11 protein-coding genes and 1 pseudogene are annotated in these 13,416 nt (G+C 41.9%); 8 read left to right on the top strand and 4 right to left on the bottom strand.

What is annotated here, in order from left to right:
* The first annotated feature begins 206 nt into the window (after positions 1-206).
* The gene (locus JMX89_RS08200; RefSeq protein ID WP_201532189.1) at positions 207-662 is read left to right on the top strand and encodes a GlcG/HbpS family heme-binding protein; all 456 of its coding nucleotides are present in this window, start codon (positions 207-209) and stop codon (positions 660-662) included.
* A gap of 164 nt (positions 663-826) precedes the next feature.
* Here JMX89_RS08200 and JMX89_RS08195 read toward each other — a convergent pair.
* Both JMX89_RS08195 and JMX89_RS08190 read right to left on the bottom strand, forming a co-directional pair.
* A pseudogene (locus JMX89_RS08195) lies at positions 827-2,175 on the bottom strand (aspartate ammonia-lyase).
* A 142-nt stretch (positions 2,176-2,317) separates the two neighbouring features.
* On the bottom strand, positions 2,318-3,232 hold the full coding sequence (locus JMX89_RS08190; RefSeq protein ID WP_181209892.1) for a DMT family transporter: 915 nt from the start codon (positions 3,230-3,232) through the stop codon (positions 2,318-2,320).
* A gap of 103 nt (positions 3,233-3,335) precedes the next feature.
* Here JMX89_RS08190 and JMX89_RS08185 point away from each other — a divergent pair, with 103 nt between their 5' ends.
* Positions 3,336-4,019 carry a DUF421 domain-containing protein gene (locus JMX89_RS08185; protein ID WP_201532190.1) on the top strand — a complete coding sequence of 228 codons (684 nt, stop codon included), beginning with the start codon at positions 3,336-3,338 and terminating at the stop codon, positions 4,017-4,019.
* 37 nt (positions 4,020-4,056) lie between these two features.
* Here JMX89_RS08185 and JMX89_RS08180 read toward each other — a convergent pair whose 3' ends face one another.
* Both JMX89_RS08180 and pnuC read right to left on the bottom strand, forming a co-directional pair.
* Positions 4,057-4,665 carry an AAA family ATPase gene (locus JMX89_RS08180; protein WP_201532191.1) on the bottom strand — a complete coding sequence of 203 codons (609 nt, stop codon included), beginning with the start codon at positions 4,663-4,665 and terminating at the stop codon, positions 4,057-4,059.
* Positions 4,616-5,368: a nicotinamide riboside transporter PnuC gene (gene pnuC / locus JMX89_RS08175; RefSeq protein ID WP_201532192.1), complete on the bottom strand. Its 753-nt coding sequence runs from the start codon at positions 5,366-5,368 to the stop codon at positions 4,616-4,618. The genes JMX89_RS08180 and pnuC overlap by 50 nt, the downstream gene beginning before the upstream one ends.
* Before the next feature lie 320 nt (positions 5,369-5,688).
* On the opposite strand from pnuC, the gene JMX89_RS08170 reads away from it, so the two are divergent.
* From JMX89_RS08170 to dnaX, 6 genes are all read left to right on the top strand, one after another.
* Positions 5,689-6,834 (top strand): beta-ketoacyl-ACP synthase III, encoded by a 1,146-nt coding sequence (locus JMX89_RS08170; RefSeq protein WP_149409428.1) that lies wholly within the window; start codon positions 5,689-5,691, stop codon positions 6,832-6,834.
* Positions 6,835-7,076: 242 nt separating this feature from the next.
* The gene (gene prfA, locus JMX89_RS08165) at positions 7,077-8,165 is read left to right on the top strand and encodes a peptide chain release factor 1 (RefSeq protein WP_181209887.1); all 1,089 of its coding nucleotides are present in this window, start codon (positions 7,077-7,079) and stop codon (positions 8,163-8,165) included.
* 39 nt (positions 8,166-8,204) lie between these two features.
* A complete protein-coding gene (locus JMX89_RS08160; RefSeq protein ID WP_201532193.1) occupies positions 8,205-8,678 on the top strand; it encodes a hypothetical protein in 474 nt (157 codons plus the stop codon).
* 136 nt (positions 8,679-8,814) lie between these two features.
* Complete coding sequence (lysS, locus tag JMX89_RS08155; RefSeq protein WP_181209885.1) at positions 8,815-10,359, top strand: lysine--tRNA ligase; 1,545 nt, start codon at positions 8,815-8,817, stop codon at positions 10,357-10,359.
* Between the two features lie 124 nt (positions 10,360-10,483).
* Positions 10,484-11,770, top strand: a complete 1,287-nt coding sequence (locus JMX89_RS08150; RefSeq protein ID WP_201532194.1) for a hypothetical protein — start codon at positions 10,484-10,486, stop codon at positions 11,768-11,770.
* A 160-nt stretch (positions 11,771-11,930) separates the two neighbouring features.
* Positions 11,931-13,416, top strand: a 1,486-nt coding sequence (gene dnaX, locus JMX89_RS08145) for a DNA polymerase III subunit gamma/tau (protein ID WP_227673052.1), incomplete at its 3' end; no start/stop codon positions are given.

Raw genomic sequence — 13,416 nt, 5'->3', positions numbered from 1 at the left:
CGCATTTGTACAAGGTATTAGTTTGTTATTACTGCAATTATTCCGTACTTTGCCGGATTTTTGCGTGAGTGGTCAGGTAGCTTTCAAGCCGTTTGGCTGATGCTACTTATCACATTGGTGAGCATGCTGATTGTTACTATGCAGTTTGCGCCTGAGAGTTATGCAAAGACAATGAATTATTCATAAAATCAAATCAAGGATTGAAGATGGGAATTAAAGCTATGGATAGCGTCTCTTGTACTGAGACAAAAGATACAAAAATCTCGTTACTCACAGGCGAGATGGCACAAGATATGGTGAATGCTGCATTTATAGAGTCTAAAAGGCATGGTCTAATGGTATCGGTGACGGTGGTTGATCGTTCTGGGCAAATACTGGCCTTTTTAAAGGATCACCGAGCGGGTGTGCACACTATTCGCTCAAGTTATAAAAAAGCCTATACAGCCAATTCGCAAAAAAGAGAAACAGCGGTCATCGCTAGAGGCGTTGCGGACGGTAGTATTGCTGCCGACATCAGGTACCTTGATGAAAACATACTGATCATGCCGGGCGGTATTCCTGTCTATATCGATGGTATTGTGGCTGGGGGTATTGGTGTGGGCGGCGCACAGGGCAATGAAGACGTAAGTATTGCTCGCGCAGGCTTAAGCGTTTTAGAGTAAATATATAGGGCGAGTTCCACGCACTAATTTTTAATTTTCACAATCTTTAGACAGTGCGTAGGTATAGCTTATAGATTTTCCCCAAATAATGCAGATATGAATAAAATAAAAAAAGGCTGGATTAGCAATCGCTAACTCAGCCTTTTTACGTTAAAAAAGAAACACTAAGGGGTTAGTTTGACTTTTGGATATACCATGTTAGCAGGAGAGAGTAGATTGTCTAACGTCTCTTTATCCATCAGGTTCTCTTCTAGAACGATGTCATAAACACGACCACCGGTTTCTTGGGCTTTTCTTGCCACATAGGTAGACGACTCATAACCCAAATGTGGGTTTAATGCGGTTACCAGACCAATATTGTTGAATACTTCAGTATTACACGCTTCATTATTCATCATTACGCCATCGATACAGCGCGTGGCAAATATCTCACAGATATTTGCCATCATGCTCATACCGGTAAATAAGTTGAAAGCAATGACTGGCTCAAAGACATTGAGTTGTAGCTGAGCGTTTTCTGATGCCATGACGATAGTGGTATCAATACCCATTACATGAAAACACGCTTGATTGACCACCTCAGGTATAACAGGGTTTACTTTACCCGGCATGATTGAGCTACCAGGCTGCATCTCAGGCAGGCGATATTGTGCCAATCCTGCACGAGGACCCGAGGATTGCAAGCGTAAGTCATGAGCAATCTTTGATAGACGAGCAGCAAATAGACGCAGATTGCCAGACAAAGCAACATAAGCACTGGTATCTTGTGTGGCTTCAATCAAATCTTCAGCGATATAATAAGGTCTGCCAGTCAACTCTTGTAATATCTCAGCACACAGCTCTGAATACCCAGCAGGTGCATTCAAGCCAGTACCGATAGCGGTACCGCCCATATTAATCTCATGAAAAAGTGCGCGAGTTGACTCGATACGTGCCATCTCCTTTTTGACCATCGTTGCAAAAGCGTTGAATTCTTGACCTGCAGTCATCGGTACCGCATCTTGTAAATGGGTGCGTCCCATTTTTAATTGATCGGCAAATTCGATGCTTTTGTTAATTAGGCTTTGATGCAGTATGGCCATCTTTTCTAACAAATGGGTGCAATAGTCATCCAAGGCAACATTGAGCGCCGTTGGATAGGCATCATTGGTCGACTGCGAAAGGTTGACATGATTATTTGGATGCACATGCTGATATTGCCCTTTTTCATAACCTAATATCTCTAAAGCACGATTGGCAATGACCTCATTGACATTCATATTGGTTGAGGTGCCTGTGCCGCCTTGAAACATATCGACGATAAATTGGTCATGATATTTATCAGCGATTAAGTCATCACACGCGGCGACAATCGCATCTTTAACGGTATTATTTAATACTCCAACTTTGTTAAGCGCACACCGCTCATAGTGAAGTTTTCAAAAGCACGTAAGGTTTGGATGCCGTAGTAAGCGTCAGCCGGCACATCGCGATGACCAAGTAAGTCGTATTCTTGGCGAGTAGTGGTTGTCATTTAATAAAATTCCTTCAATAAAAAGTCCTGATAAAAACGTCCATCGCCTGCGATATTTATAAAAACCCTGTTATCACTATGGCGATGCCGCCTCAAATGAGCATTATAGACAACATTTCAGCATAAGCGCCTTATATTGTGACTAATATGGCTGTTTATTTAAAATAAAGACCAATACTGCGCTCAAGATGACAGTACTTGCTATCATAAAAGTTAAAGTGATCGGCTCAGACAAAATCACCACGCCCAGTAAAGCTGCAAGCACGGGCACACAAAGCTGTATAACGGCAGCCTGTGTGTTTTTTAATAAAGGCATTGCTATATACCAGATGCTGTAGCCAATACCAGAGGCAATTGTCCCTGATGCACACGCCAACCATATCCCTGCCATGGTGATACTGTCGATATGAATGAGTTGCACATCCATAATGTTTTGATATATAAAACCAGCGACTAATAATATCGGTATCGCTAGCAAACTTCTGATGAAATTAAAACCTGTGGCTCGCAGCGGTGAGAGACAGGTCTTGCCGCGTATGCTATAGATACCCCATGCCACACCGCTGATTGCCATGAGCATGGCAGCGAGTAATGAAGGCATTGAGGCCGATGGTAGCATCAAATATACAAACCCTGTGATGGCAATAACAAAGGCAATCCATTGCAAATGACTCAATGTCTCTTTTTTATAAATCCCCCAACCAATCATAGTGAGCTGAACCGCTGAAAATAAAATCAGCGCCCCAGTGCCAGTCTCAAGCTCTACATAGGCAATCGAAAAACACAGCGCATAAATAACTAAGCTTATGCTACTCAGCCAATTCCCTCTTTCACTTAATATCTCTTCATTGAAAGAATGACTAAGTCTCAATTTGCGATGTCTTAAGTAGTAGGACTGAGCTGCCATGATCATACTCAAGCAGACAGCAGCGCTTAATAGGCGAACAATGGTAAAGCTCCAAGCGTCTATATAACCCTCTGCTAAGGCCATCCTACAAAACAGAGAGTTTGCAGCAAAGGCTATTAACGCAATCAGCGTATACAATGTGACTTTCAAAAATAATTCCTACAATTAATAAGTGAGTTTTTGCATAAAATAGATCAGCTTTAAGTAGAGTGGTTTTGATGCCATTATTAAAAATAATAACAAGGAAAAAAATATGGATTGGGCAAGTATTTTCATTCATGATACAACATGGACATTTGCTGCTGAGATACTGATACGTGTCATTGTCATGTTTGTGCTCATCATTTCATTTTTGCGCTTTACCGGCAAGCGCGGCGTTCGACAGTTGTCTATCTTTGAGCTTACTATCATCTTGTCACTGGGATCTATCGCAGGTGACCCGATGTTTACCGAGGATTTACCGATTATCCAAGCGGTACTAATCATGAGTACGGTAATACTGCTTTACCGTCTCTGTACATGGGGCATGATGAAATATCAGCCTTTTGAAGATTTGTTGGAGGGTAAGTCCTTATATATCGTCGAAGATGGCATGCTGGTACACGACAAAATAGCAGAAGGGAAAATGTCACATGATGAGTTTTTTGCGGAAATGCGCCAACAGGGGGTCGAGCATTTAGGTCAGGTTCGTACCGGTTTGCTTGAAACTGATGGCAATTTTAGCCTGTTATTATACCCACCTGATGACACCGGTTATGGTCTGCCACTTTTCCCGAAACAGTATCAGGCGGTTGAGCAGATAGAATCAGGAACATATTACGCTTGTATGTACTGTGGATATTTGGACTTTATCTCTGATGCCAATCAGCCTTGCGAGCGCTGTGAAGATAACTGCCGGAATTGGGCAAAAGCCTTAAACACTAAGCTCGTAAGATAGTAATGAGTGCAAGGTTTGACAGTGTTTATTAAATAGCCTAAGCATTATTATTTAATTCAGATGCGTCTAGCAATTTTACCACTTGTTGAACCCGCACCTCTCGAGCGCCGCCAATTGATTGAAATGGTTTGTTATAAGCTGTTAGCTGATCAGCAAAATAAGCGCTTATTTCATCGCGCTGATGCGGGCTATCACGCAAGTCATCAGCAATCCAAGGTGTATCAACGTCGGTTAATAGTATTAAGTCATAATGATGCACCAATGCTGCTTGGGTGAGCACTTCAGGGCAATCGCCATAATACCAATTAGAATAAACCATCAGTTCAAACAAGCTGGTATCACAAAATAAATAATGATGGTCGTTTGACGTTTGTGATACTTGCTTTGCCAACTTATTCTCAAGCAGTATCTGACCTTCTGCAATAGGCAGCAAGTCCTCCCACGTACAGGTCAGCTGCTCTTTATCCCATTTTTCTTGCAGATAGGTGCGCATATACTCTGGCACCCAAGGACAACCAAAATGGGCGGCTAGGTCACGGCATAGTGTGGTCTTACCCGTACTTTCTGCGCCTAAAACGGCAACCTTGATGACGGATTTAGGCGTATGCTGTGTGAGATTGTGTGCGGTAGCGGCGTTGCCATTCATAATAAGCCCAAATTGCGATAAGAGTAAATACGACGTATTGCAGTGCGGTAAAGGTCAAACCTTTATAAAAATAGAGCGGTACTGAGATAGCATCAGCAACAATCCACAGAAGCCAATGCTCAATCTTGCGCCGTGCCATCAGCCACATCGCCATCAAAAACAGTGCCGTAGTCAACATATCAGTATAGTCAATCCACGTAAATAGATGCATGCCAAGCTCAGCACCATCGAAGCTGAAGTTGTTATTGATGACTGGTCTAAAATAATAAACTAGACCAACAAAAGCTATAGTTGCCGCGGCTAATAGTGCCAATATAGGGACGTCATTTTTATCTAAACGTTCTACTTGGATAAGGTTTGGCGCATCAGTGTTTTTAAGCTCTTGGTTATGTTGTTGAGCGGTGGGGTTTATATGGTCTCGATGCTGTGTAAGTTCTTTATTTTTTGACCAATTTATCCAGCCATAAATACTCATAATGGTATAATAAGCATTGATAAACATATCACCAAATAATTGCCAATTCCATAACAGATAGACAAATATAGCGGTGCTGACCAAGCCAATAGGAAATACCAAAATATTGGTTTTGCTGGCGAGTAGTACACTGGCTACCCCAAAGATAACCGCAATCAATTCCAACCCGATAAACAAGGTCGGATAGTCGGTATACTGACCAAATAACCAATTCAAAAGTTCCACCATTGTCATTCCAAAATAGATAATAAGTTTGATATTTCTTAATAGAGATGTAGACAATCAAAATGCAGACCAATTATTTATGCAAATAACATGAGTAAGCAAGGCTGATTATAACGCAGCTGCCGCAAAATGAAGTCAATCTTTGCTTATTCTTGGCAAGAAGCTGATTATTTGTAACAAAGTATTAGAAAAATAATAATATTCAGGCATAATAAAGGCACTTATTTTAAGTTTACAGTCATTCACCCAAAATTAGACGACTGTTGTTTTACTTCACCTTATGCTTATTTCAAGCACCATAGTAGTAGACAAGGAAGCGTATCATGACGACTTGTATCACAGGCACCGGCCTGTATATCCCGCCTTTTAGCATCAGTAATGAAGAACTGGTAGAGTCCTTTAATCAGTATGTTGAAAACTATAATACAAAACACGCGGCTGACATTGAAGCAGGCACACTCACGGCTCTTCAGCCTTCATCAGCGGCTTTTATCGAAAAAGTATCTGGTATCAAATCACGCTATGTGATGGAAAAAGACGGCATCTTAAATCCTGACATCATGGCACCTGTTATCGCTTATCGTAACTTGGGCGAAGAGCTGTCTATCATGGCAGAAATGGGTGTAGCCGCGTTAAATGATGCCTTGGCTGATGCAGGACTTGAGGCCAATGATTTAGATGGTATCATCCTTGCCTGCTCAAACTTTCAGCGTACTTATCCAGCTGTCTCTATCGAGATTCAAAATGCGATCGGTATGGTGGGCGGCTTTGCTTATGATATGAATGTAGCTTGTAGTGCCGCAACTTTTGGTCTATCACAAGCACATGGTTCTATCGCATCAGGTCTTGCTAAGCGCGTCGCTGTGGTCAACGTTGAAATTACTTCAGCGCATCTAAACTGGCGTAACCGTGACAGTCACTTTATCTTTGGTGATGTCGCAACTGCTTGCATCGTCGAAGAGCTGGATACACCTAAAGGCTATGAGATTCTAAACTCTAAGCTATTTACTCAGTTCTCGACCAATATCAAAAACGAATACGGTTTTATGGATCGCTCAGAGTTTTTAGCAGCGCAAACAGAGATGTATCCGGATCTTAAAGAGCCAGTAACCGATAAATTATTCTTACAAAATGGTCGTAAAGTCTTCCGTGAAGTCTGTCCAAAAGTGTCAGAAGTCATTACTGAGCACTTGCAGGAAAACAATATCCCAACCTCTGATGTAAAAATGATGTGGCTCCATCAAGCCAATGCCAATATGCTAGATTTAATCTTGCGTACGGTCATCGGTAAAGAAGCAGACAAAGCCATTGTACCGAGTGTCATTGCTGAATTCGCCAATACCAGCTCAGCCAGCCCAATGATTGTTTTCCATCGCTATAAAGATGATCTTGCATCCGGTGATTTGGGCGTTATTTGCTCGTTTGGTGCTGGTTACTCTATTGGGTCGGTAATCGTCCGCAAGGTGTAATTTTTTAAGCCTTGAGTTTTAGTTATTATCAAAATAGCCAAGAATATTCTTGGCTATTTTTTTATTTAAATTTTAAGCAAAGCTGATGCTGTATTCAAATTATCAGAAAAAAGCATCGATATGGTGCAAGCAGCAGAAAAGTTTGTCCATATATTGACAAGATTGCTGAGAGGTTTTAATTTAAGCGCAAAAATTTGCTATAATCACCGTCTTATTTCAATTATTCAATTAAAAGTCCTTTTATGAAAGAATCCTTACGCCTGCGTTTAGACCAAATGGTAGACCGTTATGAAGAGGTCACTGCCTTATTATCAGACCCGAGTGTCATCAGTGATAACAATACATTCCGTGAATTGTCCGTCGAACACAGCGACTTGATGGATATCACCACTTTATGGCAGAACTATGTTGGTGCAGAAACGGATCAGGCTGATGCAGAAGCGATGCTAAAAGAAGCATCAGATCCTGACATGAAAGAGATGATGCAAGAAGAGATTGACAGTGCTCGCGATACTATTGTAGAGATGGAAGAAGCACTTAATCTCATGATGCTGCCAAAAGATCCTAACGATAAAGTGCCCGCATTCCTTGAGATTCGTGCAGGGACAGGTGGTGATGAAGCGGCAATTTTCTCTGGCGATTTGTTCCGCATGTACCAAAAATTCGCCCAGAACCAAGGCTGGACTTTAGAGATTTTGTCAGCAAATGAGGGTGAGCATGGGGGTTATAAAGAAATCATTACTCGTGTGTCTGGTAATAGCGTTTATGGTCGTCTAAAATTTGAGTCTGGTGTACATCGTGTTCAGCGTGTGCCTGATACAGAAAGCCAAGGTCGCGTACACACGTCAGCCTGTACTGTCGCTGTGATGCCTGAAGTTGAAATTGATGATACGGTTGATTTGAATCCAGCTGATATTCGCTTTGATACTTTCCGCTCAAGCGGTGCTGGTGGTCAGCACGTGAATACGACCGACTCTGCTGTACGTTTGACGCATATACCAACGGGTACCGTGGTAGAGTGTCAACAAGAGCGCAGTCAACATAAAAACCGTGCGCAAGCGATGAAAATGCTGATATCAAAAATTCAGCAAGTCAAAGTCCAAGCACAGGTAGATGCCGCTGATACGATACGTCGCGATTTGGTCGGTAGTGGCGATCGTTCGGAGCGTATCCGTACCTATAACTTCCCGCAAGGACGTATGACGGATCATCGTATTAATCTGACTTTATATAAGCTTGATTCGATTATGGAAGGTGACTTGGATGAAATCCTTGATGCGCTGTTACGTGAGCATCAAGCGGACTTGATGGCAAGTATTGGCGGTGCTTAATAAGCACTTCATCAGCCAATAATATAAGAGGCGTATGCCATGCACATGATAACTAATTTATCGCTACTATTACCGTTTAACAAAATCGCGATGACTATTGCCGCGATGTTGATAGCGTTTTGGTTATCTGCTTGTAGCGTCACGCCTTCATCAACGACAGCAGTGCAGCCAAAGCAGACCGATGATACTGCAATGAATGATAAAAATGACCCTTTTTCTTATCAAGCATGTGTTTATCCGCCTAATGAGACTGTACAAGCGTGTACTGCGAAGGGTGGCGCGTTTTTACAGCAAGGTCGCCTTGGTTGCTATCAATGTGTGGTGACTTATACCGATGCAGGAAAAGCTTGCCAAGACAGTACCGACTGCCAAGGTAAGTGCAAAAATACCGGTGAGTTTATAGCTGCCAATGTCAAAACTCAGTCTGGACAATGCGCTAGTGACAGCAGCGGTTTTGGCTGTTATCAAACCATAGAAAAAGGTGTGGCACAGCCTGCTATCTGTGTTGATTAATTTACTATTTATTTTTAATACTAAAGCCACATAACTGTTATGTAGCTGCTTTATTTTAACTTCTTATTTTAAGTCGTTATTTTAAATTTATAATGTTTGTTTATTCCTTTAATTATCTAATAATTTTGAGAGTGTTATGTCAAAGCCTAATAATCAAAATCAGCAAAACAATCAAGAGCAAGCTCCAGAAGACGCTAATGAGCTGATTGCCCAATTGCAAGCCAAGCTGGATGATATCGTCGCTTCGGGTAAACAGCCTTATCCGAATACGTTTAAGCGCACAGATTATGCTCAAGACTTGCAGGCAGCTTTTGAGGGTATCTCAAAACAAGAAATTGCTGACAATGATGCTAAAGGCGAAAAAACACAGGTGAATGTCGCCGGTCGCGTCATGCTGAACCGTGGGGCGTTTATTGTTATCCAAGATATGACAGGTCGTATCCAGTTATATGTGGCACGCAAAGAGTTAGATGAAAAGACGTTAGCAGACATCAAATCGCTAGACTTGGGTGATATCGTTGGTGTATCAGGTTATATCGGTCGTTCAGGCAAAGGCGATTTGTACGTACATATTGAAGAGATTGAGTTATTGACCAAAGCATTACGCCCAATGCCAAATAAGTTTCATGGACTAGCTGATGTGGAAGCACGCTATCGCAATCGTCATCTTGATTTGATGACCAATGAGACGACCCGTGATACCTTTATGGTGCGCAGTCAGGTTATCAGCGGTATTCGCAAATTTATGCTAAATGAGCGTTTTATGGAAGTTGAAACGCCTATGATGCATCCGATCCCAGGTGGTGCAGTGGCACGTCCGTTTGTGACCCATCATAATGCGTTAGACATGCCATTATATCTGCGTATTGCTCCTGAGCTTTATCTTAAACGCTTGGTCGTTGGTGGCTTTGAGAAAGTCTTTGAGATTAACCGTAGCTTCCGTAATGAAGGTGTTTCAACCCGTCATAATCCTGAATTCACCATGATTGAGTTTTATCAAGCGTATGCGGATTATCATGATTTGATGGATTTGACTGAGCGCTTATTTAACGAATTGGCGATCGATATCTTAGGTACCACCGAGATTACTTACCAAGAAGAAGCCATTAGCCTAAAAGCGCCATTTATACGTCTATCTATGTCTGATGCGATTGCCAAATATGCAGAAAACTTTGATATGAATCGTATTAACGATCGTGAGTATCTTGCAGAGTACGCATCGACAACGCTAAAGCAACAGGTAAAGGATGTCTTTGGTGTGGGTAAGTTGCAGACCATCATCTTTGAAGAAACCGCTGAGCACCAATTGCGTCAGCCGACGTTTATCACTGAATACCCTGCTGAAACCTCACCGCTAGCACGCCGTAGTGATGATAACCCTGAGATTACGGATCGTTTTGAGCTGTTTGTCGGTGGTCGTGAGTTGGCTAATGGCTTTAGTGAGCTTAATGATCCTGCAGATCAGGCTGAGCGTTTCCTTGGTCAGGTTGCTGAAAAAGATGCTGGCGATGATGAAGCGATGCATTTCGATGCAGAGTATATCGAAGCTTTGTCTTATGGTTTACCGCCAACAGCAGGTGAAGGTATTGGTATCGACCGTTTAGTGATGTTATTGACAGACTCTGCCAGTATTCGTGATGTGATTTTATTCCCACATATGCGCCGTAAGCTTGAGGGTTAAAGATAGTTTGCTTGCCATAAGTCTATGCTAGTACTAAACTGAACATAAGATGGCTTTCTCCGCTTTGATGGAATAGCCTTCTATGGTTTTTTAGTACTTAATTAATAGGGACATTATGCATACTATGGACAATCAGCGAGTAACGCCCTCGATTTGGCAACAGATGATTCAACAGAGTTTTTTGTCTTTGTATAACTTATCAGAAAAGAAAATCACTAGCCCTGAATATTTTCAGGGTTATGATTTTGTTTTCAAGTTTTCTAATGCGACGGTTTATCTTATTGTCAATGATGTCGTGATGCAGGCAAGTAAGCAAGACATTGATACTACTCAAGTTCGTACATGGAGAAAAGAAGTTGTCAATCAGCTTATCAAGCAACATGCACATCTTTATCTCAAAAACGATAAAGCTATCACTCATAAAAATGAAGCGACATCTAATAAACCCGTATATTTTATTGGATTAACATCACTTTCAGTCCAGCATCAAGATTGCGATCATAATGATCTACAAAACCAGTATTCATCATTGCCATCTTATGCGGTTGGTTATGAATATGGCAGTCAGTTCTTTGCTGAAGATTGTGTGTTAGATTTGGACGATGAACACAGCGTTCTACAAGTATTTAGCTACCAGAACTTTGCTGAGATATTAAACCAGTTGGTAACACCAAGTGATTTGACCGCCTATCTAGCGTTTCATCGCAGTAAACTGACTGGGTTTGAGACGTTTGCAGATGAATCGACTTTGCTTGTGCAGTTCTTACAATCGCCAGATTTTCATCATAGAGCGATTGAAGTTCAAGAGCAATTGGTTAGTCATGAATTGATAGCACAGATTGAACCACGATTGATAAAAGCAGCAGAGTCTAACCATACTGAGTTTGCGGCAGCGCTGATGGCAGAGATTCAGAAGAATACTCGAATGTGGTACAAGCTTTTTAATAGTTTAATCAAAAGCTGTTATGAAGCGGGTAACCCATTGCCAAAAGAGCAGGTTGATATTTTGGTCGATGAATCCATGTACACCTATGCGTGTTTAATAGAAAAAATATTGGCCCATAGAACGATCGATCAAGAATCGCGCTGGACAGGTTATGTGCGCCATGAGCACTCTTATAATGTATTTGGTCGCCATTATTTGATGGTATTTTATGCGCAAGATAGCAATAGCTCGTTGAGTGCAGATAAAGTTCGTGCTGGTCATCAAGATTTGCTATTTGAGCTCAACGCCCAAATGCAGCAGCCCGTTATGCAAGAGCTGTTTTTAATTGGTATCGATGTCAGACCTTGTGAAGATAGCGTGGATACCGAAGTACATCTTGATGCTTTCCATCAGCATGGATCGCTTATCGATGCGAATACGCAGCGTTTATATCAACAATTGGCTCAATTGAGAGCTCAATCATAGCCTAGTTTTGAGACTTAAGTTTGATAGCTGGTTTGGATAGTTAGATTCAATAGTTAGGCTCGACACTTATTTTTGACATTTAGCTTCGATAACTGATTTTAAGATAAATTGCTAATTTGATGCTTTACTTATATTTTTACGACTTACCTTGGCATTCATTATGACGCAGCAATATCAAGTTTTAGCCCGCAAATACCGCCCCAAAAACTTTCACGAGTTGATTGGGCAAACGCATGTCTCACAGGCATTGATTAATGCGATTGATTACAATCGTCTACATCACGCTTATCTATTTACAGGTACGCGCGGTGTCGGTAAAACGACCATTGCTCGTATTTTGTCTAAATGTTTGAACTGTGATACAGGTATTACCAGTACCCCATGTGGCGTGTGTGATAATTGCGTGGCGATTGATCAAGGGCGTTTTATTGATCTGATTGAGATTGATGCGGCTTCTCGTACCAAAGTTGAGGACACGCGCGAGCTACTGGATAATGTGCCGTATGCGCCAAGCCAAGGCCGTTATAAAGTCTACCTGATTGACGAAGTGCATATGCTGTCGACACACAGTTTTAATGCGCTTCTTAAGACTTTGGAAGAGCCCCCTGAGCATGTCAAGTTCTTATTAGCCACTACGGATCCACAAAAGCTGCCGATTACTATTATTTCGCGCTGTCTGCAGTTCGTGTTGCGTCCTTTGTCGCAAAGCTTGCTCAGTGAGCATTTAGCCAATGTTCTAACCCAAGAACAAGTAGGCTATACACAGCCTGCACTTTGGCAATTGGCTAGTGCGGCAAAAGGCTCGGTACGTGATGCTTTATCCTTGACCGATCAAGCCATTGCTTTTGGCCAAGGTGCGCTTGATGATGTGACCGTCAATTCGATGCTCGGCTTGATTGATGCGGCCGACTTAGTGAGCTTAATTACAGATATCTATAATCATGATAAGCCTGCTGTCGCTGCCCATATCGAGCAGATGCGTGCGCAAATGGTTGATGCTAGCAGTATGTTTGACGGACTCGCTGAGCTATTGCATCAGTTGGCATTGTGTCAGCTGCTGCCCGAAGTCGCTCTCAATGTCAATGAAGCGCAAGCACAGCAAATCGATCAGCTTGCCCAGCATATGAGCCCTGACGTATTACAGCTTTATTATGAAATTGTGGTACAAGCACGGGAAGGCGTAAAGCTTGCCAGTACGCCGATGCAAGCACTTGAGATGTGTATTTTACGTCTCTTAGCTTTTCGTCCCTTACCGGTTGATGAGATATTAGCCAATGTACCTGATAGTACAGTAACGGCTATAGAAAAACCTACTACCACTGTCTCTAGCGCTACGTTAATCACTGAGCCAGTGTCATCATCATTAGAATTACAAACTCAATCTGATAATATCGTTTATGAGAATATTGATATAAGTGTCAATGATAAACAGGATGTTGGCGCTGATAATAGTATTACTCAACATGAGAAATATTATTCAAATGACGAGGCTAGTCATTTAAGCCAGTATGACAATTCTAGCGTTTATGACACGCTAGAATTGTCCAATAATCAGCCTGAACCCGTTGTTGAACCCGTTGTTGAACCCGTTGTTGAACCCGTTGTTGAACCCGTTGTTGAACCCGTTGTTGAACCCGTTGTTGAAC

Source organism: Psychrobacter sp. DD43, assembly GCF_904846555.1.
GTDB lineage: Bacteria > Pseudomonadota > Gammaproteobacteria > Pseudomonadales > Moraxellaceae > Psychrobacter > Psychrobacter cryohalolentis.
Note: the sequence above shows the minus strand (reverse complement) of the source record. Positions and strands in the feature narration are given on the sequence as shown.

Bases quoted from the DNA above. Each gene is read 5' to 3' on its own strand.
- pnuC (WP_201532192.1), bottom strand. From the start codon at position 5,368: ATGGTGGAACTTTTGAATTGGTTATTTGGTCAGTATACCGACTATCCG.
- JMX89_RS08150 (WP_201532194.1), top strand. From the start codon at position 10,484: ATGGACAATCAGCGAGTAACGCCCTCGATTTGGCAACAGATGATTCAA.
- JMX89_RS08160 (WP_201532193.1), top strand. From the start codon at position 8,205: ATGCACATGATAACTAATTTATCGCTACTATTACCGTTTAACAAAATC.
- JMX89_RS08200 (WP_201532189.1), top strand. From the start codon at position 207: ATGGGAATTAAAGCTATGGATAGCGTCTCTTGTACTGAGACAAAAGAT.
- JMX89_RS08180 (WP_201532191.1), bottom strand. From the start codon at position 4,665: ATGAATGGCAACGCCGCTACCGCACACAATCTCACACAGCATACGCCT.
- JMX89_RS08185 (WP_201532190.1), top strand. From the start codon at position 3,336: ATGGATTGGGCAAGTATTTTCATTCATGATACAACATGGACATTTGCT.
- JMX89_RS08170 (WP_149409428.1), top strand. From the start codon at position 5,689: ATGACGACTTGTATCACAGGCACCGGCCTGTATATCCCGCCTTTTAGC.
- lysS (WP_181209885.1), top strand. From the start codon at position 8,815: ATGTCAAAGCCTAATAATCAAAATCAGCAAAACAATCAAGAGCAAGCT.
- prfA (WP_181209887.1), top strand. From the start codon at position 7,077: ATGAAAGAATCCTTACGCCTGCGTTTAGACCAAATGGTAGACCGTTAT.